The organism is Terrisporobacter mayombei, assembly GCF_020748465.1.
In the GTDB taxonomy this organism is placed as follows: domain Bacteria; phylum Bacillota; class Clostridia; order Peptostreptococcales; family Peptostreptococcaceae; genus Terrisporobacter; species Terrisporobacter mayombei.
In genome coordinates this window covers 162,002-185,215 of the sequence record NZ_JAHZMP010000005.1, presented here as the reverse complement: position 1 = coordinate 185,215, position 23,214 = coordinate 162,002, and the positions used below count along the sequence as shown (strand labels likewise).

Annotated in this window: 21 protein-coding genes and 1 pseudogene; all 22 read left to right on the top strand. The window is 29.2% G+C overall.

All coding sequences use genetic code 11. The features are described 5' to 3' along the window. The first annotated feature begins 143 nt into the window (after positions 1–143). The 22 genes and pseudogenes from K0039_RS15850 (at position 144) to K0039_RS15745 (ending at position 23,209) form a co-directional block, all read left to right on the top strand. Entirely contained in the window at positions 144–947 is an 804-nt protein-coding gene (locus K0039_RS15850; protein WP_228106046.1) for a WYL domain-containing protein, read from the top strand. After that, positions 931–1,665: a YveK family protein gene (locus tag K0039_RS15845; RefSeq protein WP_228106045.1), complete on the top strand. Its 735-nt coding sequence runs from the start codon at positions 931–933 to the stop codon at positions 1,663–1,665. The genes K0039_RS15850 and K0039_RS15845 overlap by 17 nt, the downstream gene beginning before the upstream one ends. Positions 1,666–1,684: 19 nt before the next feature. After that, positions 1,685–2,374 carry a CpsD/CapB family tyrosine-protein kinase gene (locus K0039_RS15840; RefSeq protein ID WP_228106044.1) on the top strand — a complete coding sequence of 230 codons (690 nt, stop codon included), beginning with the start codon at positions 1,685–1,687 and terminating at the stop codon, positions 2,372–2,374. Between the two features lie 47 nt (positions 2,375–2,421). Further along, entirely contained in the window at positions 2,422–4,329 is a 1,908-nt protein-coding gene (locus K0039_RS15835; RefSeq protein ID WP_228106043.1) for a polysaccharide biosynthesis protein, read from the top strand. Next, positions 4,313–4,929: pseudogene (locus K0039_RS15830) on the top strand (sugar transferase). Before K0039_RS15835 ends, K0039_RS15830 begins: the two are co-directional and overlap by 17 nt. 27 nt (positions 4,930–4,956) lie before the next feature. Beyond that, positions 4,957–6,072, top strand: a complete 1,116-nt coding sequence (locus K0039_RS15825; protein ID WP_228106042.1) for a glycosyltransferase family 4 protein — start codon at positions 4,957–4,959, stop codon at positions 6,070–6,072. Then, positions 6,042–7,145: a glycosyltransferase family 1 protein gene (locus tag K0039_RS15820; RefSeq protein WP_228106041.1), complete on the top strand. Its 1,104-nt coding sequence runs from the start codon at positions 6,042–6,044 to the stop codon at positions 7,143–7,145. The genes K0039_RS15825 and K0039_RS15820 overlap by 31 nt, the downstream gene beginning before the upstream one ends. Next, positions 7,100–8,032: a glycosyltransferase family 2 protein gene (locus K0039_RS15815; protein WP_228106040.1), complete on the top strand. Its 933-nt coding sequence runs from the start codon at positions 7,100–7,102 to the stop codon at positions 8,030–8,032. Before K0039_RS15820 ends, K0039_RS15815 begins: the two co-directional genes overlap by 46 nt. Positions 8,033–8,035: 3 nt before the next feature. Then, entirely contained in the window at positions 8,036–9,160 is a 1,125-nt protein-coding gene (locus K0039_RS15810; protein WP_228106039.1) for an EpsG family protein, read from the top strand. Between the two features lie 133 nt (positions 9,161–9,293). Continuing rightward, entirely contained in the window at positions 9,294–9,845 is a 552-nt protein-coding gene (locus K0039_RS15805) for an acyltransferase (RefSeq protein WP_228106038.1), read from the top strand. Continuing rightward, complete coding sequence (locus K0039_RS15800) at positions 9,845–11,044, top strand: glycosyltransferase (RefSeq protein WP_228106037.1); 1,200 nt, start codon at positions 9,845–9,847, stop codon at positions 11,042–11,044. The genes K0039_RS15805 and K0039_RS15800 overlap by 1 nt, the downstream gene beginning before the upstream one ends. Positions 11,045–11,046: 2 nt before the next feature. Continuing rightward, positions 11,047–11,781 (top strand): glycosyltransferase family 32 protein, encoded by a 735-nt coding sequence (locus tag K0039_RS15795; RefSeq protein WP_228106036.1) that lies wholly within the window; start codon positions 11,047–11,049, stop codon positions 11,779–11,781. 8 nt (positions 11,782–11,789) lie between these two features. Next, on the top strand, positions 11,790–12,806 hold the full coding sequence (locus K0039_RS15790) for a glycosyltransferase family 2 protein (protein ID WP_228106035.1): 1,017 nt from the start codon (positions 11,790–11,792) through the stop codon (positions 12,804–12,806). A gap of 4 nt (positions 12,807–12,810) precedes the next feature. Next, positions 12,811–14,001 carry a glycosyltransferase gene (locus K0039_RS15785; protein WP_228106034.1) on the top strand — a complete coding sequence of 397 codons (1,191 nt, stop codon included), beginning with the start codon at positions 12,811–12,813 and terminating at the stop codon, positions 13,999–14,001. Between the two features lie 20 nt (positions 14,002–14,021). Next, positions 14,022–15,185: a polysaccharide pyruvyl transferase family protein gene (locus tag K0039_RS15780; protein WP_228106033.1), complete on the top strand. Its 1,164-nt coding sequence runs from the start codon at positions 14,022–14,024 to the stop codon at positions 15,183–15,185. Between the two features lies 1 nt (position 15,186). Next, positions 15,187–16,716 (top strand): lipopolysaccharide biosynthesis protein, encoded by a 1,530-nt coding sequence (locus K0039_RS15775; protein WP_228106032.1) that lies wholly within the window; start codon positions 15,187–15,189, stop codon positions 16,714–16,716. Positions 16,717–16,726: 10 nt separating this feature from the next. Further along, the gene (locus tag K0039_RS15770) at positions 16,727–17,899 is read left to right on the top strand and encodes a Coenzyme F420 hydrogenase/dehydrogenase, beta subunit C-terminal domain (RefSeq protein WP_228106031.1); all 1,173 of its coding nucleotides are present in this window, start codon (positions 16,727–16,729) and stop codon (positions 17,897–17,899) included. 537 nt (positions 17,900–18,436) lie between these two features. Continuing rightward, complete coding sequence (locus K0039_RS15765; RefSeq protein WP_228106030.1) at positions 18,437–19,315, top strand: metallophosphoesterase; 879 nt, start codon at positions 18,437–18,439, stop codon at positions 19,313–19,315. Between the two features lie 83 nt (positions 19,316–19,398). Then, positions 19,399–19,581: an antA/AntB antirepressor family protein gene (locus K0039_RS15760; protein WP_265589509.1), complete on the top strand. Its 183-nt coding sequence runs from the start codon at positions 19,399–19,401 to the stop codon at positions 19,579–19,581. Between the two features lie 476 nt (positions 19,582–20,057). Then, positions 20,058–21,596 carry a murein biosynthesis integral membrane protein MurJ gene (gene murJ / locus K0039_RS15755; protein ID WP_228106029.1) on the top strand — a complete coding sequence of 513 codons (1,539 nt, stop codon included), beginning with the start codon at positions 20,058–20,060 and terminating at the stop codon, positions 21,594–21,596. 259 nt (positions 21,597–21,855) lie between these two features. Next, the gene (locus tag K0039_RS15750) at positions 21,856–22,125 is read left to right on the top strand and encodes a PqqD family protein (protein ID WP_228106028.1); all 270 of its coding nucleotides are present in this window, start codon (positions 21,856–21,858) and stop codon (positions 22,123–22,125) included. Between the two features lies 1 nt (position 22,126). Then, complete coding sequence (locus K0039_RS15745) at positions 22,127–23,209, top strand: radical SAM protein (protein WP_228106027.1); 1,083 nt, start codon at positions 22,127–22,129, stop codon at positions 23,207–23,209. Positions 23,210–23,214 lie beyond the last annotated feature (5 nt).

Below are 23,214 nucleotides of genomic sequence, written 5' to 3'. Positions count from 1 at the left end.
AATGTCCAAAAAAATGTACAATTTAGTTGTACATTTTTTTGGATGTATATATAATAAACTTAGATATAAATTAGAAAATATTTCCAAATAAAATCGAAAATATATACAATATTATTTATATCTGGAATTATGGGAGGATTTATATGGAAAAAGTAAGCAATAATATTAAATTCTGCACTTTTATTAATATTTTGAGAACTTATTCTAGCGAAGATGTCTCCATATCCATAAAAGAAATAAACAAACATATGGAAGAAAGGTTAGGTATCACTTTGGATAGAAGAACCATGTATGCTTATATTAAAGATATGAGACATATTGGTTTGAGAGTTAGTGATTACGATAAGGAAAAAGAGGGGTATTTTCTTTATGACTTTTTTTTTCAAGAATATGAGTTGAAACTTTTAATGGACTCAGTAAAATCTAGCAAATTTATCACCAAGAAAAAAACGGAAGAACTTCTAGAAAAGATAAGCGAACTTAATTTTATTTACAGGGGTAGGGTTGTTGAAAGTAATGTATTTATTGATGAGACATGTAAAACTATGAATGAGGGGATTTATAGGAATATTGAACTTATCGATAAAGCAATTATGAAAAATAAAAAAATTACTTTCATCTATTGTTACAAGAAGTATAGTCAGGGGTTAATTTGCAGTAAAGAATATAAAAATCAAGGGGGGGTTTTTAAAGTCAATCCAATATACATGGCAAACGACCATGAAAACTATTATCTAGTATCTATTCAGAACAACTTCGAAGAATTCAATTATTACAACATAAAAAATATGACCTCCATAGAAATTTTAGAAGAAGAAATTGATGATCCAACGTTTATAGAAAAATATAAATCTGGACTTAATACTTCTGAAAGTATGGAAAAAACTATTACAGAAGATCTAAAAGAATATGCGAGAATTGGAGGGAGTAATGGAACCGAGTATTAACTTAAGAGAATATGTGGACATGTTCAAAAGAAGAAAACTTATAGTTATTTTAACAATGATTGTATGTTTGACCTTTGGGGCGTATAAAACTTACCAAAACTATATGAGTTATCTACCAACATATAGTTCAAATATAACTGTAAGAATAAACACTTCTAAAGAACTAATGAAAAAGAAAAGTAGCAAAAAAGATGAAGATACAGAAATTGTAGATCCATACTCAACATATAATGTGGCACAAAATCAGAATATCGCAACATCTTATAAATCATTGGCATCATCGCCAAATGTAGTAAACATAATAGCAAGTTCACTAAAGGTATCATCATCAGATGTGGGGAGTATAAGTGTTACACAAAGAGAAGAAACAACTGATTTTTTAGATATTACTGTAATAAGTGAAAGTCGTGAGATGGCAAAAAAAGTTGCTGAAAAGGTACCAGAAGCATTCAACGAGGAATTAATAAGACTTGTTGGAATTGACTGTGTAGAAGTAGTATATGATGCATCGGAGGCATCATTAATAGGAAGACCAAGAGATTTAACTTTATTCAAATTTGCAGCAATAGGAATTGTGTTGTCTGTATTCTTTGTTTTACTTAGAGAATGTTTAGACACAAAAATTGTTACACCAGATGATGTAAACAAATACTGGAATTATCAATTAATAGGAACTATTCCTTTAGACAGAGATTCTTCAAAAGGAAAGCATCGTTAAAAAAATAAGGGGGGCAAATATGTTAGGGCTATATGACAGTGGAAGCTTTGAAGTTAATGAAGCTTACAGAGAAATAAGAACTAATATTTCATTAAATACTGATTTGAAAACAATAGTTTTTACCAGTGCTGAAATGAATGAAGGAAAAACTACTACAGTATGTTCCATAGCAAAATGTTTCTCTGATTTAGAAAATCATAGAATTCTCCTAATTGACTGCGATTTTAGGAAAAAATCAGTTGCTAGTACTCTAGAGCTAGATAACAAAAATGGAATAGCAGACGTAATTATGAATGATATGGACATGAAAGAATGTATAAAAAATGTGAATGAATTTGATGTATTAACTTGTGGAATATCACTGTCTAACACTTCAGTTTTATTAGAATCAAAAAAATTTAGAGATGCTATAGAAAGTTTAAAAGGGGATTATGATTACATTTTTATAGACTCTCCACCACTGGGAAGACTAAATGATGCAGCCATCTTAGCGAGATATTCAGATGGAACAATAATAGTAAATGCGTCAGAAAGTATAGACCAACAAATGGCAAAAGTTACAAAAGATAAACTGGAAAAGGTTAATGCAAATGTTATAGGAGTAGTACTTAACAAGTTTAAAGCAGATGATCACAAATACTACAAATATTACGGATATTATGAAGAGGAAAACAAAAAGTCATTTTTTAAAAGAAGAAAAAGAAGATAACTAATTTGTAGGGGTATGGATTGGTTGTTTGTAGGGGAGATGGCTAAATGGGGTATAAAATTTTAGGAAAAATCAATTACTACAGTAGGGAGTATGGTGACTTTAGATATAGACAGGGGGTCTTACTAATATCTGACACCATAATCTTTATAGGGGCTTTTATCATATCTTTATCAGCTACCATGAGCATTTCATATTTGCAACAAAATATATTATTACCATTAATAACAATGATAATAATATGTCTAACAATATTTTCAATCTCCGGAATCTATAGAACATTATGGTCTACCAGTGTGGACAGAGAAATCATAATGATTTTATTATCTACAATAATCTCAACTTTTTCGTATTTTATTATTTTTAAAATAAAGAATATTAACTATGATGGAATTTTCTATGTGACAAATGCCTTATTAATTCATGTGGGAATGTGTAGTATAAGAATTTTATATAGAACAGCAAGAAAAGCAGTACTTTATTTTAGATTAAATGAAAATATGGAAAATAGAATGAAAGTATTGGTAGTTGGAGCAGGTTCAGCTGGTAATCTTATTTTAAAAGAAATGTTTGAAAATCCACAGCTTAATATGTACCCTGTGGGAATAATTGATGACAATGAAAATAAGCTAGGAAAATCTTATTACAACGTACCTGTAATAGGAACAACTGATGATATAGAGCAAATAGCACAAAACTTAGAAATTGATGAGATTATTTTTAGTATAGCTAAAATAACAAGAAAAAGAAAACGAGAGATTATGCAAATTTGCAAGAAAACAAAGTGCAAAATAAAGACCATACCAGGGATTTATGAACTTATTGATGGAAAAGTTGGGATAAAAAACATTAGAGAAGTGAACATAGAAGATTTACTAGGAAGAGAAAGTGTAAAAATCAGAGACAAAGAAGTACTTCGCTTTTTAAAGGGGAAAAAAGTGTTAGTAACAGGAGCAGGGGGCTCAATTGGATCAGAGCTTTGCAGACAAATATCTTCTTTAAATCCGGATGAGTTGATTTTAGTAGATATCTATGAAAATAATGTATACGAACTGCAACAAGAATTAATAAGAAAATATAAAAATCTGGACTTAAAGGTTTTGATTGCATCTGTAAGAGACAAACGTAGGATGGAAGAAATTTTTATAAACTACCAGCCGGAAATAGTATTCCATGCTGCAGCACATAAACATGTACCTCTTATGGAAGATAGTCCTTGTGAAGCCATAAAAAACAACGTGTTCGGAACGTTGAACGTGGCAGAACTTTCAGCAAAATACAAGGTGAAAAGATTTGTATTAATCTCCACAGATAAAGCAGTAAATCCAACAAATATAATGGGTGCAACAAAAAGATGTTGCGAAATGATAGTACAAACTCTAAATAAAAATAGTGAAACAGAGTTTGTAGCAGTAAGATTTGGCAACGTCCTCGGAAGTAATGGTTCTGTTGTTCCTCTATTCAAAAAACAAATAGAAGGAGGAGGACCAGTAAAAGTAACTCATCCAGAAATAACAAGATTTTTTATGACAATTTCAGAGGCAGTTTCGTTGGTGTTGGAAGCAGGAACAATCGCTAGGGGTGGCGAAATCTTCGTGCTAAACATGGGGGAACCAGTGAAAATTTTGGACTTAGCAAAAAATCTTATTTCACTTAGCGGTTTGGAGCCAGATGTGGATATAAAGATTGAATTCACAGGACTCAGACCAGGTGAGAAGTTATATGAAGAAATACTTATGGATGAAGAAGGTTTAAGACACACAGGAAAAGATAAGATTTATGTGGGACAACCTATTGAAGTTAACGAAGGGGAGTTTTTTGATAGGTTGAGACATTTGAAATATGTGTCAGAAAAAGAATACGGAGATGAAGTTAGGTATGTTATAAAAGAGCTAGTACCTACTTACATAATAAAAGAAAAAAGAGGTGTGAATAAGGTTGCAATTACAGGGTAAAATTAAACAATTTTACCCTAAGGTTAAGCGATTTTTTGATTTTTTAATTTCAATAATAGGAATTGTAATTTTATCACCATTATTTTTAGTAATAATCTTATTAATAAAATTGGATTCAAGGGGGCCTGTTTTATTTAAACAGAGAAGAATCGGGGTTAATAAGAGAGAATTTAATATTTTAAAATTTAGAACAATGAGAATTGATACACCAAAGGATATGCCTACTCATTTATTAGATAATCCAGAAGCTTATATTACAAAAATTGGGGGATTTTTGAGAAAAACAAGCTTAGATGAGTTACCACAGATTATCAATATTATAAAAGGGGAAATGAGTATAATTGGTCCTAGACCAGCACTTTGGAATCAGTTTGATTTAATCGAAGAAAGAGACAAATACAACGCAAACGACGTAGTGCCAGGTCTTACAGGGTGGCTCAAATCAACGGTAGAGATGAGTTGTCAATAGATGTCAAGGCTTGTTATGATGGGGAATACGTTGATAATATGGATTTTACTTTTGATATTAAATGTTTCTTTTTAACTATATTTAAAGTGTTAAAAAAAGATGGGGTTGTTGAAGGAAAATTGGAAAAGTAAAAATACGTTTACTTAGGGGTTTTTATTATGGGGAAAAAGCTGCTAATACTAGCAAATCATTTTGCTACTATTTATAAATTTAGAAAAGAATTAGTTTCTAAACTTGTAAAGGAGGGGTATGAGGTAGTAATATCTCTCCCTTTTTCACAAGATATATATAAAATCAAGGACCTAGGGGTTAAGGTAATTGATACTAATGTGGACAGAAAGAGCGTAAATCCAGTAAAGGATTTTAAGTTACTAAATGATTATACAAAGATAATCAAAGAAGAAAAGCCAGATATTGTTTTATCATATACAATAAAATCTAATATCTATGGAGGCATAGCATGTAGATTACATGAAACTCCATTTATGGCAAATGTGACAGGCCTTGGAAGTGCTTATTATAGAGAGGGATTAATAAAAAATATAGTAAGTAGATTATACAAAATAGGATTAAAAAAAGCTAAAGGAGTGTTTTTTGAAAACATTGCAAACGCTCAAGTTTTAATAGATGATAAAACTATTAATAAGGATCAAGCAATAGTTTTAAAAGGAGCAGGCGTAAATCTTCAGCAGTTTCAATACTGTGAGATGCCCTCAGACGATATAGTGAAGTTCTTATTTATTGGCAGAATAATGGCTGAAAAAGGGGTCAATGAGCTATTTGAAGCAATCAAAAGAATAAAAAAAGAATACTCAAATGTGGAGTTTTCTTTTATAGGATGGTTTGAAGAAGATTATAAAAACTTGATAGAGGATTTACAAAGTGAAGGACTTATTAAATATTATGGTTATCAAGAAGATGTAACTACTTTTATTAAAGATAGCCATTGTATAGTCCTTCCATCATATCATGAAGGTATGGCAAATGTGTTACTAGAAGGTGCTGCAATGGGGAGAGTGATTATTACTAGTGATATATATGGTTGTAGGGAAGCTGTGGTGGAAGGTATTAGCGGATGTACTTGTAAGGTGAGGGATAGTGTAGATCTTTATAAGAAGATAAAGATGTTTGTTGATATGGATTTTGAGGAAAAGGTGAAGATGGGACAAGCAGGTAGAAGACATATGGAGGATATTTTTGATAAGGATAAGGTAGTTGAGGAAACTGTGGAGGAAATGGGAAGATGGGTGAACCAATCAGAGTTTTGCATGTAGTAACATATATGGGGCGTGGAGGACTTGAATCCATGATTATGAATTACTATAGAAATATTGATAGAAGTAAGGTTCAGTTTGATTTTCTAACACATAGGTATGAAAGATGGGACTATGATGATGAGATAGAAAAATTAGGAGGAAAGATTTATCATTTGCCTAGGTTGAATCCATTTAGTCCAAAGTATCTAAAAGCTTTGGATAATTTTTTCAAGGATCACAAGGAGTATAAGATTGTTCACTGCCATCAAGATTGCTTAAGTGGGGTAATTTTAAAGTATGCAAAGAAAAATGGTGTACCTTCTACTATAGCTCATAGTCATAGCTCTAATCAAAATAAAAATTTTAAGTATATAGTTAAGTTAATAGCAAAAAAATCTATGCCGGAGTATGCAGATTACCTGTTTGCCTGCGGTGAAGAATCTGGTAAGTGGATGTTTAACACATCAAACTTTATTATTTTAAATAATGCTATTGATAGTAAAAGGTATATATATAATGAAGAAAAATCATTAAAAGTGAAAGAAAGGCTAGGTATTACAAATAAATTTGTAATAGGTCATGTGGGAAGATTTAGACAGGAAAAAAACCATAGCTTTATTATAGATATTTTTAAAGAAGTTTGCAAAAAAGAACCCAATGCAGCCCTACTATTAATAGGTGATGGACTTTTGGAGGAAGAAATAAAGAAAAAGGTTAAGAGCTTAGAATTATTAGACAAAGTTAAATTTTTAGGGACTAGAGATGATGTAAATGATTTAATGCAAGGGATGGATGTATTTATATTACCCTCCTTATATGAAGGCATTCCATTAACTATGATAGAGTCTCAAGCGTCAGGATTAAATTGTATAATATCAGATAAAGTTCCTAAGGAATGTATAGTAACTAAAAACGTAAAGAGGATAAGTATAGAAGAAGATCCAAAGTACTGGGCTAATGAAATTATTAAAATCAAAAATAAGATAAGAAAAAATTTATATAATGAAATTCAAGACGCTAAGTTTGATATAAAATCAAATGCTATATGGCTACAGGAGTTTTATTTGGAAAATATGGCAAAGGGGGATTAAACTTGGCAACACTTACAGTTTTTACACCAACATATAATAGAGCTTATATATTGAATCAATGTTACGAAAGTTTAGTAAGACAAACTTGTAAAGACTTTGTATGGCTAATTATAGATGATGGATCTACTGATAATACTAAGGAATTAGTAAAGAAGTGGATGAAAGAAGATAATGAATTTGAAATTAGGTATCATTATAAAAAAAATGGTGGAATGCATACAGGTCATAATACTGCTTATGAGTTGATTGCTACAGAGCTTAATGTGTGCGTTGATTCAGACGATTTTATGCCAGATAATGCTGTGGAGCTGATTACAGGATTTTGGAAGAAAAATGGTAGTGATAAATACAGTGGGATAATCGCTTTAGACGTATACAAAAATGGTGAAGTAATAGGATGTAGGTTACCTGATAAAAAGTCTACTACATTAGGTAGATTTTATGATAATGGAGGAAAAGGAGATAAGAAGTTAATTTATAGAACAGATATTATTAATAGTTATCCCAAGTATCCTGAGTTTAAAAATGAAAAGTTTGTTCCACTAGACTATAAGTATTTACTAGCTGATCAAGACTATGAATTACTTATATTAAATGAAGCTGTGTGTATGGTTGAGTATATGGAAGATGGTTCTAGTATGAATATGTTTAGGCAATATTATAAAAATCCTAGAGGGTTTGCCTTTGCAAGAAAGGTTCATATGAAATATGACAAAGGATTTATGAAAAAGTTTAAGACTTGTATTCATTATGTGTCTAGTAGTTTTATTAGTAATAATAAGAGTTTTATTAGTGAAAGCCCTAATAAATTGTTTACTGTTTTTGCCATACCTTTTGGAGCTTGTCTTTATGGATTGATTAAATATAACAATAAAGAAAGGGTATAAGAGATGAAAATATATTGGTTTATGTTAGCATGGGTAATAATATTTGGGATTATGTCTCAAATGAAAGCTGAGTATGTTCATGTAGGTGAAGAAAGATATGAAGCAAGAACTAATTTATTTATGGCGCTAGTTACTTTTTCTGTGATTATATTTTTTGCAGGTATGAGAAGTCATGTGGCTGATACAACTGCATATATTAAAATGTTTAATGAATATCCATTATTTTCAGAGGCTCGTGATGTTCTTTTAGATAGTAGCGCTAGAGAGCCCGGATTTAGATTATTTTCAATATTAATAAAGACATATATATCTGATAATTACGGTGTTTGGCTTTGGATAATTGCAATTATAAGTGGAATATGTGTAATGGTACCGCTTTATAAATATTCATGTAATTTTGGTGTTAGCGCATTTTTATTTATGGCATCTTGCCAGTTTATATGGATGTTTAATGGTATGAGACAATTTATGGTGGCATCTGTTATATTTGCCTGTACTGGATTGATTCTTAGAAATAAAACTATTTTATATATAGTAGTTGTATGTATACTATCTACCATCCATACATCTGCATTGATTTTAATACCCATGTACTTTATAGCTAAAGGAGAACCGTGGAACCAGAGAACGATGATATTTATTGTAGTTATTGTATTGGCAATGGTATTTGCAGATAAATTTACGAATCTACTTACAGATGTGGTTGAAACTACAGATTATGCTACATCAGTTAATGAATTTAAAAATACTGATGATGGAACAAGCTTAATTAGAATATTGGTGGAATCAGTACCTATAATTATTGCATTTATATATAGAGATAAGATAAAAGATAAATTAACACCCGTTATTAAATTGAGTATAAATATGTCATTAATTGCAAGTGGACTTTATATAATATCTAAAATTGCTAAAAGTGGGATACTTCTTGGCAGACTTCCAATATATTTTTCTATGTATAATTTAATACTTCTGCCTTGGCTTTTACAAAACATATTTGAGGAAAGAGAAAAGAATCTTATATATTATACAATGATAGTTTGTTACTTTGGATTCTTCTATTATCAGATGTGTATTGCATGGGGTGGCATGGATTACAATAGTATAATATTAAATTTAAATTACTAAAATGATTATTCGTTAAAATTAGTAATGATTTTAGTATTATATATTAGGTTTTATTGAGTAATTAAAAAATAAATAATTAGAAACGGAATATGATTATAAATGCTTAATAAATATATGAAAAGTAGGGATGAATTTGTTAAGAACTTATATCACAGTGATTTTAAATTATATAAGGTTTAATATAAAAAAGATAAGAAAAAATATAGAATTTAAATCAATACAGAGCATTAGCTTAAAAACAAGTGTCAGAGTAATAAATGGTGGAAAACTATGTTTAGGATATAACACCTGTATAAATGAATATGGAGATATTTTTATAGGTAAGAATGGAGATTTATATATAGGTGACAGAGTGTATTTTAATAGAGGTTCATTTATAAGTTGTCAAAGAAAAATACATATAGAAGAAAATTGTCAATTTGGGCCTGATGTGAAAATAATTGATAATAACCATAAATTTTCAAAAGAAGAAGGCGTTTTTACTACAAACCACTCTTATGGAGAAATATTTATAGGTGAAAGTTCATGGATTGGTGCAAACGTAATATTGCTTAAAAATACGAAGATAGGTAAGAGGTGTGTTATAGGAGCAGGATGTGTAATTAATCAAGAAATACCTGATAACTCTATCGTTATTTTAGATAAGAATAATATAGTTATTGATAAAATAAGGGAGAAAAACTAATGAAGAAAGACATACTAATAATTATGCCATCGATGTTTATTGGAGGAGCAGAGAGAAGTTTAATAGGATTATTGGATTCTATTGATTACACAAAATATAATGTAGATTTATTTTTAAATAGACATGAAGGTGAATTCATGAGTTTAATTCCCGATAAAGTTAAATTATTACCTAAAATAGATGAATACACAACATTTGACAGGCCTATAAAAGATATCTTATTTAGTAAAAACTTTAAATATGGTATTGCTAGATTAAAAGCTAAACTTGATGTTAGAAAAAATATAAAGGCAGGAAATGAAAGTAATGTATGGAGTTCAATGCAGTTTATATCAAATAGGATAGTTCCATTATTACCCGAAATAGATAAGGAGTATGATTTAGCTATAAATTTCCTGGGTATTGCAGACGTACTTAGTCAGAAGGTGAATGCCAAGAAAAAAATAGCATGGATTCATACTGATTATAGTAAGTTAGTACCGAGTAAGAAGTTTGATTTAGATACATATTCGAAAATTGATTATATAGTAAATGTTTGTGATACTTGTGAAAAGCAATTTTTGAATATATACCCAATATTAAAGAATAAAACTATGGTAATAGAGAATATTTTAGCTGAAAAATTTCTTGTTTCCCAATCAAAACAAGAAATAGATGATAACAATTTTATAAAAAGTGAAGATGGAATAAAATTATTATCAATAGGTAGATTTACTGATGCTAAAAACTTTGATAATGTACCAAAGATGTGTAAATCTATTTTACAAAAAGGTATTAGGGTAAAATGGTATATCATAGGGTATGGGACAGATGAAGCTTTTATAAGAAGTGAAATAGAGAAGGAAAACATGCAAGAGAATGTAATCTTATTAGGTAAAAAAGAAAATCCATACCCATATATAAAAGCATGTGATATATATGTGCAACCTTCAAGATATGAAGGAAAGGCGGTAGCAGTAAGAGAAGCTCAGATACTGAATAAGCCAGTTGTTATAACTAAATTTGAAACATCTAAAAGTCAGCTTATTGATGGGGTTGATGGAATTATAGTTCCAATGAACAATGAACAGTGTGCAGAAAGAATTTATCGATTGATAAAAGATAAAGAGCTACAACGAAGATTAATTGAGAACACGAAGATAACTGATTATACAAATAAGCAAGAATTAGAAAAGATTTATGCATTATTGGAGGAATAGATATGGATGGTCAAAATATACCTAAAATAATACATTATTGTTGGTTTGGAGGTAAACAAAAGCCATCCAAGATTCAAAAATGCATAAATAGTTGGCATAAATACTTGAGTGATTATGAATTTATGGAATGGAATGAGAGTAATTTTGATGTAAATTGTAATGATTATGTTAAACAAGCATACGAAAATAAAAAATTTGCATATGTAAGTGACTATGCTAGAATTAATGCTTTGTATCAATATGGTGGAATATATATGGACACTGATGTAATGGTTTATAAATCTTTCAATAACATACTTGATAATAAGTGTATTTTAGGATTTGAGGAAGAAAATTATATAGCGACTAGTTTTATTGCATCTACTCCAGAACATGATTTGATAAAAGAATTTATCGATAGGTATGAAGACCTTAAATTTTATAATGATGATAACTCATTGGATTTAACTACAAATGTGCAAAGACTAACCGATATATTAGTAAATAGAGGGTTAAATATAAATAACCAATACCAACAGATTGATGATATAAGTATATATCCTCAAGAATATTTTTCACCTTACGATTATGGAGATTGTATTAGTAAAAATACAGAAAAAACTTACTGTGAGCATTTGTTCTTGGTAAGTTGGCTACCTTGGACTACTAAAGTAAAAAAAGCAGTAAAGAAAATTATTATTCCTATAATAGGAAAGAACAATATGAATAAATTAAGAAGTTTAAAAAATAGGAGTTAAGATAGAGAATGAATGCATTGATAAGTGTTGTAGTACCGGTTTATAATGCAGAAAAGTATTTAGATAAATGTATTCAAAGTATAATTAATCAAAAATATAGAAATTTAGAGATTATACTAGTGGATGATGGATCTAAAGATAATAGTTTAGAGATATGTAAAAAATATGCTGAAAAAGATAAAAGAATAAAAGTAATTAATAAAGAAAATGGAGGAGTTTCTACAGCTAGAAATATAGGTATTGAAGTGGCTAATGGAGATTTTATGGCATTTGTAGATAGTGATGATTATATTGATGAGAATATGTATTTTAATATGATGCAGAAATCAAATGAACATGAATGTGATGTAATTATGTGCGATTGTTATAAAGTTATTAGTGATGAAAAATACGTATTTACACATGATATAAGAGGTGGATTTTATGATAAAGAGCAACTATATAAGGAATATTTTGATAAATTACTTATGCAAGATTCTATAAATTATCCTCCGACCATATCTAACTGGGTGATGCTTATAAAGGCAAATATTATAAAAACTAATAAACTAAAATATAAAGAAGGAATTAAGTTTTCAGAAGATTTATTATTTGGCAGCAAAGCTATGTACTATGCAAACAGTTTTTATTATTTAAAAAATGAATGCTATTACAATTACATCAATAATCCAACATCCACAACTAATACATACTATGAAAAAAAATGGGACAACTTTACTAGTCTTTATGTAGAGATAAGATTATTCTTCGAAGATAAAAAAGACTTTGATTTTTCTATGCAGATATATAATTGTCTATTGTTTTTCATATATAACTCAATTGGAAATATATATAGTTCTAATAAAAAACTATCTGTTAAAAAAAAAGATATATTAAAGATATTAAATACTAAAGAAGTCAGAGAAATGTTTAATAATATAGACATAAAGAGCTTGAACTTAAGTAAAAAACAACAATTGATTACCTACTGTTACAAAAATAAGGTTTTTATATCGGCTCTTATACTTTATATGAGTAGAAAGTAACCGTATGGGAGGGATCTATATAAAAAAGAGATTATTATTTGTAAATGGTCATTTAAATGTGGGTGGAGTTGAGAGGTCACTTGTGGATTTACTCAAATATATTGACTATCATAAATATGAAGTAGACCTAATCTTATTTGAAGATTTAGGAGATTACATAGATGAGATTCCAGAGGATGTAAATTTAATATTTTATAATCTGACAAAGACATATGGATCATTTTTCAAATGTATTTTTAATAATTTTAAAAATAGAGAAGGAAAATATGTGCTTATTAGGAGTATATTCTACTTAGAAAGAGTTTTTGGGGCAAAGGTGAAGAAATTACTGAAGCCTTTATTCAAAAGTTTAGGCAAATATGATTGTGCCATTGCATATAGAATGGGAATATGTACAGATTTCGTAGCTTATGTTGTAAGTGCAAAAAATAAAATAACATGGTGGCATCATGGGAGTTATGACTACAATGAAAAACAGACTAAAGAAATTGAAAATGTTTATAAAAACTTTAATCATATTGTATCAGTATCTGAAGGGTGCAAAAAAATGATATTAGATAATGTTAACGTTCCAGAAAATAAGATTGTAGTTATCCCTAATATAATAGATTTCAATAATATATGCAATAAATCACTGGAGAAAATTGACGATAATTTATATGAGAAAGATGATATAAATATTGTAAGTATAGGTAGATTATCTTCAGAGAAAGGTATGATTAATTGTGTATTTGCTTGTAAAAAACTGATTGATTTAGGTTATAAAGTTAAGTGGTTTTTAATTGGTGATGGTTTAGAGTATGAAAAAATTAAGCATGAAATATTGGCAAGTAATTTAGAGGATAAAGTTTACTTGTTAGGAAGTAAGAAAAATCCTTATTCCTATTTAAAAAATGCAGATATTTATGTTCATCCATCTTATATAGAGTCGATGTCGATAACAGTTTTAGAGGCTATGTGTTTGGACAAGCCATTAGTAGTTGCAAAATCAATAGGGCCTTCAGAGTTTATTAAAAATAAAGAGAACGGAATTTTAGTAAATTCAGATGTAGAAGGATTAGTAGATGGGGTAAGATGCCTATTAGATAATAATAAATTATATAATAAACTAAGTAATAAAGATTTAAATGTATTGAAAAATTATACATATAAAAGTGTTGTTTTAAATATAGAAGAAATTATAAATAAAATCTGACATAAATAGGGGAGAAAGTTATGAAAAATTGTTTTTTATATTCTCATGGAGGAAGCGGAAACCATGGATGTGAGGCTATAGTAAGAGGAACACAAAAGATAATAGGAAGAGAGAACATGATGGTATATTCTCTTAATAAAGAAGAAGACAAGTTATATGGATTAGATGAAGTTGTTAATTTAGGAAGTCAAAGAATAGATTATCCTAGATTCAATATAAAAAGAATAATCGCATCTTTAAAAATAAAATTATTTAAAGATGGTAGCTATGCTGAAAAGATACCATTTGATCATTTATTTAGTAAATATAGCTCAAATGATTTGGCAATATCTATTGGTGGAGATAATTACTGTTATGATAGTTATGAAGTATATAAAACCTTAAATAAAAGCTTTAACAAAAATGGCACAAAAACAGTTTTATGGGGATGTTCTGTTGAGCCTAAGTTTATAGACGAAAAAATGGAGGAGGATTTAGCAAAATATTCACTTATAACTACAAGGGAAAGTATATCATATGAAGCTGTTAAAAAAGTAAATAAAAGCACAAAATTAATACCTGATCCAGCATTTCAGCTAGAAAAAATAGAACTCCCATTGCCTAAAGGGTTTGAAGTAAATAATACTATAGGAATAAACATGAGCCCTATGATAATGAGCTACGAAACATCAGATGGTTCAGCTATGAAAAATTATGAGAATTTGATACAACATATAATTGACACGACTGATATACAAATTGCATTAATACCCCATGTAGTTTGGCAACAAAATGATGATAGAAAACCACTTAAAGCATTATATGATAAATTTAAAGATACAAATAGAGTTATTATGTTAGGTGATTATAACTGTATGGAGTTAAAAGGATTTATATCAAGATGTAGAATGTTTATAGGGGCTAGAACTCACTCAACTATTGCGGCTTACTCTACATGTGTACCAACATTAGCAATTGGATACTCTGTGAAAGCTAAAGGTATAGCTAAAGATATATTTGGAACATATGAAAATTATGTATTGCCAGTTCAAACATTATCGGATAAAGATGATTTGATAAATATATTTGAGTGGATGAAAACGAATGAATATGAAATTAGGAATCATCTAAACAATTTTATACCGAGTTATAAAGAAAGAGCTTTACAAGGGAGAACAGAGCTAGAAAAACTGTTAGGTGAGTAGTGTGAAGGCGAATGAGTTAAAAGTAGGTGCTATACTATCATATGTTCAATTGATTCTTGGTAATATAATATCTATAATATATACACCGATAATGCTTAGATTGTTAGGTCAAAATGAATATGGGTTATATAATTTATCATCTTCAGCGATATCGTATTTAGGACTTCTAAGTTTCGGTTTTGGAAGTGCATATATTAGATATTATTCTAAATATAAAGCCCAAAAAGATGACACTAGTATAAGTAGACTGAATGGAACTTTTCTAATTGTATATTCTATAATAGCAGTAGTTGCACTATTAGCAGGAATGGTACTTATTAAGAATGTAGATATGATTTTTAAAAACGGACTTTCATCAGATGAAATTTATAAATCTAGAATACTTATGTCATTTATGGTATTTAATTTAGCAATATCGTTCCCTATGAGTGTTTTTATATCAAATATAACTGCTAATGAAAAATTTTTCTTTCAAAAGATTATAGGATCGATTAATACAGTAATAAATCCATTTATAATGTTACCAGTACTTCTTATGGGATATAAATCTGTAGGTATGGTAGTGGTAACAACTGTACTTGGATTAGTGAACTCTGGATTAAATATATGGTACTGTTTTAAAAAGATAGGAATGAAGTTCACTTTTGGAAGGTTTGATTTTGAGCTTATGAAAGAGATATCAATTTTCTCTTCATATATATTTTTAAATATGATTGTTGATCAAATAAATTGGAATGTAGATAGATTTTTATTAGGTATGTATAAGGGAACTGGCGCTGTAGCTATATATGGAATAGGTTCTCAATTTAATACATACTATATGAGTTTTTCGACTTCAGTTTCTAATGTATTTATACCTAAAATAAATAGGATGGTTAACGAAAGCAATGATAGCAGAATTTTAACTGAGATATTTACTAAAGTAGGGAGAATACAATTTATAATTTTATCTTTTATATTGAGCGGATTTGTTTTCTTTGGAAAATATTTTATAGAAGAGATATTTGCTGGAGCAGGATACGAGCTATCTTATCCAGTAGCGCTCTTACTTATGTTTACAGTAACTGTACCTTTAATTCAAAATTTAGGTATAGAAATCCAAAAAGCTAAAAATATGCATAAATTTAGGTCTATATTGTATTTTTTAATAGCCATAGGAAATTTATTAATGAGTATTCCTCTTTGTAAATATTATGGAGTTGTAGGATGCGCTATCGGGACTAGTGTGACTATGATTTTAGGAAATGGAATTCTGATGAATTGGTATTACCATACAAAAATAGGCTTAGATGTTATATATTTTTGGAAGAATATAGTTACTTTTATACCAGGATTAATAATACCTGCAACTATCGGAGTCATAATGACATTTATAGGAATTAATAGCATAGGTAGATTTTTAGTCATGGGTATTATTTATATAATTGTATTTTTAATATCTATTTATAAATTGTCAATGAATGAGTATGAAAAGCAATTATTTATTGGATCTTTATTTAAAAATAAAGTCAAAATTACAAGCGTAGATTAGGGGGCAAATAATGATAGAGATAATTAAGAAGGAAGATTGTACAGGTTGTCATGCCTGTTACAATGTTTGCCCAAAAGAGTGTATTACTATGGAGCATGATGTAGAAGGATTTTTATATCCTAATATTAATACTAAAAAATGTATTGGATGTAATTTATGCGAGAAAATATGTCCAATTATCCATCAAGAAAAGGTAGATAATAATCCGTTAGCTTATGGATGTCACAATAAAAATGAGGAGATAAGAAGTCAAAGTACATCTGGTGGCATTTTTACGCTGATTGCCGAACATGTGATTAACTCTGGAGGAATAGTATTTGGTGCAGAATTTGATGAAAACTATAATGTAAGACATAACAGCGCAGATGATATATTAGGAATAGAAAAATTTAGAGGGGCTAAATATGTACAAAGTAAAATAGGAGATACATACAAACAGGTAAAGCAGTTGTTAAAAGAAGATAAAATGGTTTTATTTACTGGGACACCGTGTCAAATAGGCGGACTTAAATCCTATTTAAAAAAAGATTATTGTAATTTAATCTGTCAAGATATAATATGCCATGGAGTTCCTTCTCAATATGTATGGCAGCATTATAAAAATTTAATTTCTAAAGATAGAAATATTAAGAAGATAAATTTTAGAGATAAATCCACAGGATGGAAGAAATACTCCTTAAAATTAGAATTTATAGGAGGACGGAGTTATGAAGAGGTTGGAAATGAAAACGCTTATATAAAAGGATTTATAAAAAATTTGTACTTAAGACCATCTTGCTATGAATGTGCTTATAAGACGCTTAATAGACAAAGTGATATAACACTTGCAGATTTTTGGGGAGTTGAGGGCATATTGCCTAACTTAGATGATAATAAAGGAACATCATTAATATTTATAAACTCAGATAAAGGAAAGTTCTTGTTTGATAAAATAAAAAATGATGTTGTATATGAAAATGTACATATTGAAAAGTCAATAGTATTTAATCCTTGTGCGATTAAATCATGTATCTATAATAAAAAAAGAGATTTGTTTATGGATAATTATAAAGACAATAATTTCACGGATTTTATTTATGAGCTAACTGAAGATAATCCTAATAGTAAATTATTTATATTTATTAAAAAATTTATGTTTGAAATTAAATCAATTACAAAAATAATATTATATAGCTCAAAGTAAGATTTAACTTTATTTGTAAATTACTATTTTCTAAAGTAATTATAAGCTTCTTAGGATATTTATTCAATTAATATATGACAAACCTCAATTTAATTTTTCATGATATGCATAATTAATACACAAATTTAAGTAGAAGTTAAGTTATTAAGTAAATGATATAAGTTAATAGTTTTAATTACTGTATTATGCTAAATCTATTTATAGCAAATATTTTCTTTTCAGATTATATATAGTATATAAAAGCAGAAGATAGCTGTTTAATAGTAGGATTACATTTTCCATTATTGCTTTCAAAAGTAACATGATATTTGAATTTTGTTATGAAAGTATATAATTCTAATTTACATTCTTATCCTTGTCATACTTATATAGTTCAGTATTATAGAATGAAGGATATTTAACTGTAGGTTTCAATTTTATTGGCTTATTTTAAATAGAAAAAAGTTTGTTTTTGACAAAACTATTGTAAATCCTATAGGGATCGAGATTCAAATAAAAATAAGTTAACATAATGTAATAATAAGTGAGGAGGATGATATGATTAAAAAACAAAAAAGAATAGTCCTCGCTTTATTATTTATGGGGGCAATGTGCTTAATTGGTGTATACGAAGTACACATATCATATAATAAATTAACAATAACTAATTACAGTATAATAACAAATCAAATCAACAACTCAGTGAATGTAGTCATAATATCAGACCTTCACGACAATCAGCTAGGAGACAACAACAAAGACTTAATAAATCAAATAAACTCACTATCACCAGATATCATACTTGTTGTGGGTGATGCGGTGAACTCAGATTCAAAAGACAGCAAAATAGTAACAAACCTTATGAAACAGCTATCTAAAGACAATAAAGTATTTTATTCACTGGGAAATACAGACATAGATTACATAGAAGCAGGAACTTCTGATTTAGTAAAAGAACTAGAGAATATAGGAGTAACAGTACTTGATTATGAGTACAAGGATATAAATATAAATGGAAATAATATAAGAATAGGTGGAATGTATGCCTATGCTTTTGGATTAAATGATAACAATGATGTTGATAAAGATACTATGGAAGATGGTGTCTATGATTTTCTAACTGAATTCCAAGACACAGATAGTTATAAAATCATGATGGCACACAGACCAGACAGTTTTATATTTGGAAATACATCAAAAGTATGGGATATTGACCTAGTAATAAGTGGTCACAACCATGGTGGACAAGTAGTACTGCCTTTTATCGGGGGACTCTACGGAGGAGATCAAGGGTGGTTCCCAAAGTATGACAAAGGGCTCTTTGATTTAAACAAAATAAAAATTCTTATGACTAGTGGATTAGGATCAGGGAAACAAAAACTACCTAGATTTAATAATCCACCAGAGGTAGTAAATTTGCATATATCTAAAAAGTAAAACAATTATTAGGGCTTATAAATAAGCTCATTTTTTATGTAAAAAATTAAATATTATCAATAATCTCAAAGGGGGTAACAAAAATGGAAAAGCAATTAATACCCTACATTGTTAATGAAAGTGGAGAAGTAATAGTAAGTGGAAGAGAATTACACGACTTTCTTCAAATTAAAACACCTTTTAAAATATGGATCCTAAGAATGATAGAGTACGGATTTGAGGAAAAGGAAGACTACGAAATAGTAATGCAAAAATACCGAACCTAAGGGGAATGCAAGATTTTAAGAACTATATGCTAAATGCAGACATGGCAAAAGAAATTTGCATGTTTCAAAGAAGTGATAAATGATTGAAAAGTGTTATGGCGTTTTATGGTGCAACCTTTACCAAAAGAAGTGGAATAAGAGGTTATATATGTCCAAAATTAATAAGAATTTACTAATTTATTTTTACATGTTTTGATGTCCTTTATAACTTGTATAAGTGTTTTGGACTTATGAAATATTATTTTTTAGCAGAAAAATTGGCCGTTAAAATAAAAAGGGCGGCAAGAAAAATCTTGGCGACCAACCTCTAATAAAGTAATACCAAAGGAAAGGTCCCTAGGACACCAAAAATCATAATAAAAACTAAAATTATTAAAAATCATTAACATATAGAAAAAAATGTTAGAATATCGTATTAAAATCTAACAAAAAATACTATAATGTTATATGTGAAAAAAATACAAAGGAGCAAAACAATGAGCAAATTAGCAAGAGCCACTTTTGGACTAATGGTGGCAACTATAATAGCAAAAATATTGGGATTTGGTAGAGAATTAGTTCTTGCTGCTGGGTATGGAACAAGCATATATAGTGATGCCTATGTAACAGCCATGAATATACCTCAGGTTATTTTTGCAATAATCGGAAGTACTTTAGCAACAGTGCTTATACCAATGTATATGGAAGTACATAGAGACGAAGGAGAAGAAGGTTCTCTTAAATTTGTAAATAATGTGTTTAACTTAGTTGTAATAGGATGTATAGTTCTTTCTATTCTTGGATTTATATTTACAGAAGAAATTGTAGATGTATTTGCTATGGGATATGAAGGAGAGGCGCTGCAGGTAGCTATTAATTTTACTAGAATAACTATTCTTGGAATTGTCTTTACTGGCCTTAGTTATGTAATGACTTCTTATTTACAAATAAAAAATGATTTTATTACGCCAGGACTTAGTAGTGTACCAAAGAATGTAATTATTATTGTGGCAACTTTACTTAGTATAAAGTATGGTCCTTATATAATGATTTGGGGAACTTTGCTGGGAATGGTGAGTGAGTTTTTTATTCAAGTACCTTATGCTGTTAAGGCTGGATATAGATATGTACCAATTATTAAGATAAAAGATAAATATATTAAAAAGATGGCTTGGCTTATTGCTCCTGTGTTAATCGGTGTGGCAGTAAATCAGGTGAATACTTTGGTAGACAGAACTTTGGCATCTACATTACCAGCAGGGACAGTTTCTGCACTAAATTATTCAAATAAACTTATATCATTTGTTATAGCCATATTTATAACATCAATTTCATCTGTGATTTATCCTATTTTATCACAGTTGTCCAATGAGAATAACAAGGAGAGATTTACTGCCTCTGTTATAAAAAGTATAAACTGCGTTATAATACTTGTTTTACCTATTACTGTGGGAACTATAGTTTTGTCACTTCCCATAGTTAGGGTGCTTTTTGAAAGAGGAGCATTTGATGCAAGGGGGACTTCTTTAACAGCAATGGCATTGGCTATGTATTCTGTAGGAATGGTGGCTTATGGTCTGAGAGACGTCCTTGGTAAGATTTTTTATTCTTTGCAAGATACAAAAACACCAATGGTTAATGGTGTAATTGCCATGGGAGTTAATATGGTTATGGACGTTGTGTTTATTCAGTTTTGGGGACTGGCAGGCCTTACTTTGGCGACAAGCTTGTCTTCCTTAGCTTGTATTATGTTGTTGTTTAGAAGTTTGAGAAAGAAGATAGGATACTATGGGCAAGATAAGATTGCTAAGGCTACAGTGAAAAGTCTTGTGGCATCTTTGATTATGGGTGCTGTAGCTTATTATTCTTATCATTATATGATGCTATTTGCTAATACTGGAGGAAAAACAGAGTTTATTGTGCTGATGATAGCTGTTATTTTGGCTACTGCTGTGTATGGTGCTCTTGTTATATTATTTAAGGTTGACGAGATTAGGATCGTTACGGATGTGGTGAAGAGAAGATTGAAGAGATAGAATTAGACAGTTTATATAAATATGATAAAAACAAGCCAGAATAAAATTTTGGCTTATTCTTATGTAGTAAATAACCACAAAATATATTCATATTGTAATCATATTTTTGTTAGATTATGCTACTATAATAATATATTTATTTGAAAATATTTTATAAAAAGGATTATAAAAAAATATGTAGAATATAGTAGGCAGGATTATTTTGTATTCACTGTGGTAATGTATGATGAAATAAATAGCAGAAAATTAGGGGGATAGTATGAAGATTAAAGAGGGTTTTATACTTAGAAAAATTGCAGGAGAAGATATAGTAGTTCCTATTGGAAATAACATTGCTGATTTTAATGGGGTAATAAGGCTAAATGAATCTGCAGCATTTTTATGGAGAGAGTTGCAGGAGGAGATTTCTAAGAAGGATTTAGTAAATAAATTAAAAAGTGAGTATGACATAGGGGAAGAATTGGCAGTTAATGATGTGGAAGATTTTATAAAAATATTAGAAGAAAATAATGCATTAGAAGGTGTTTAAGATGGAAGTTTTAAAAGAAATGCCTCCTAGAAATCCTATTAATGGTACTTTTGAGTTGACTGTTAGATGTAATTTGAAGTGTAAGATGTGTTTGTTTATACATGATGATAGTGAGAATCCTGAGATTATGGCTAAGGAGAAGACTGCTGAAGATTGGATTGATATGGCCAGACAGGTGGCTGATGCAGGGACTATGAATTTACTGATTACTGGTGGTGAGCCAATGCTTAGACCAGATTTTTGTGAGATTTATGAGGGTATTTATAAGCAAGGATTTATTATTGAGTTATTTACTAATGCAACTTTGGTAAGTGATAAGATAATGGATACTTTAAGAAAATATCCGCCTCATAAAATTGGTGTTACATTATATGGTGCATCTTTTGAAACTTATAAAAAAGTATGTGGTAATGGAAATGCTTTTAATAAAGCTATTAAAGGAATCGAATTACTGAATAATCTGCCGTCTAAACTTGAGTTTAGAACAACTATTATAAAAGATAATTACAGAGATATTGATCACATAGAAAATCTTATACATGACAAATTTGGAGAGGATAAGAAATTAATAATTACCAAAACGGTAATGAAGTCTGTTAGGGGAGGAAATTCACAAGCTGAATTATGCAGATTGAATCCAAAAGATAATGCTAATCTGATGCTAAGGCGAAGTATGAAAATAATAAAGGATACTGTAGGAAGTCAAAACTTTGATATGGAAAAAGTTAAATTTGAAACGAAGAAGATATTAAATTATCATAATAATAAAAGATTTACATTATTTGGATGTAATGCAGGGATTAGCTCATATAGTATTACCTGGAATGGAAAATTGGTAGGCTGTCAGTTGTTTGATAAATTTTACTCAGAGCCGTTTGATAATAGTTTCATAGATGCATGGAACCAGTATCCAATTCATGTAGAGTTACCAAATATGAATAGTGAATGTATTAATTGCAAATATAGAAATAGGTGTTCTATATGTCATATATCTATGTACACAGAAACAGGTAAATTTGGAGAAATACCTAATTATATATGTAATTGTACAAAGGAAGTAGTTAAATTCTTTAATGAAGAATAAATAAT

Bases quoted from the DNA above. Each gene is read 5' to 3' on its own strand.
- K0039_RS15835 (WP_228106043.1), top strand. From the start codon at position 2,422: ATGGGGTATAAAATTTTAGGAAAAATCAATTACTACAGTAGGGAGTAT.
- K0039_RS15820 (WP_228106041.1), top strand. From the start codon at position 6,042: ATGGGTGAACCAATCAGAGTTTTGCATGTAGTAACATATATGGGGCGT.
- K0039_RS15810 (WP_228106039.1), top strand. From the start codon at position 8,036: ATGAAAATATATTGGTTTATGTTAGCATGGGTAATAATATTTGGGATT.
- K0039_RS15785 (WP_228106034.1), top strand. From the start codon at position 12,811: ATGGGAGGGATCTATATAAAAAAGAGATTATTATTTGTAAATGGTCAT.
- K0039_RS15825 (WP_228106042.1), top strand. From the start codon at position 4,957: ATGGGGAAAAAGCTGCTAATACTAGCAAATCATTTTGCTACTATTTAT.
- K0039_RS15840 (WP_228106044.1), top strand. From the start codon at position 1,685: ATGTTAGGGCTATATGACAGTGGAAGCTTTGAAGTTAATGAAGCTTAC.
- K0039_RS15750 (WP_228106028.1), top strand. From the start codon at position 21,856: ATGAAGATTAAAGAGGGTTTTATACTTAGAAAAATTGCAGGAGAAGAT.
- K0039_RS15795 (WP_228106036.1), top strand. From the start codon at position 11,047: ATGGATGGTCAAAATATACCTAAAATAATACATTATTGTTGGTTTGGA.
- K0039_RS15815 (WP_228106040.1), top strand. From the start codon at position 7,100: ATGGCTACAGGAGTTTTATTTGGAAAATATGGCAAAGGGGGATTAAAC.
- K0039_RS15765 (WP_228106030.1), top strand. From the start codon at position 18,437: ATGATTAAAAAACAAAAAAGAATAGTCCTCGCTTTATTATTTATGGGG.
- K0039_RS15760 (WP_265589509.1), top strand. From the start codon at position 19,399: ATGGAAAAGCAATTAATACCCTACATTGTTAATGAAAGTGGAGAAGTA.
- K0039_RS15845 (WP_228106045.1), top strand. From the start codon at position 931: ATGGAACCGAGTATTAACTTAAGAGAATATGTGGACATGTTCAAAAGA.
- K0039_RS15770 (WP_228106031.1), top strand. From the start codon at position 16,727: ATGATAGAGATAATTAAGAAGGAAGATTGTACAGGTTGTCATGCCTGT.
- K0039_RS15780 (WP_228106033.1), top strand. From the start codon at position 14,022: ATGAAAAATTGTTTTTTATATTCTCATGGAGGAAGCGGAAACCATGGA.
- K0039_RS15800 (WP_228106037.1), top strand. From the start codon at position 9,845: ATGAAGAAAGACATACTAATAATTATGCCATCGATGTTTATTGGAGGA.
- K0039_RS15745 (WP_228106027.1), top strand. From the start codon at position 22,127: ATGGAAGTTTTAAAAGAAATGCCTCCTAGAAATCCTATTAATGGTACT.
- K0039_RS15850 (WP_228106046.1), top strand. From the start codon at position 144: ATGGAAAAAGTAAGCAATAATATTAAATTCTGCACTTTTATTAATATT.
- murJ (WP_228106029.1), top strand. From the start codon at position 20,058: ATGAGCAAATTAGCAAGAGCCACTTTTGGACTAATGGTGGCAACTATA.
- K0039_RS15790 (WP_228106035.1), top strand. From the start codon at position 11,790: ATGAATGCATTGATAAGTGTTGTAGTACCGGTTTATAATGCAGAAAAG.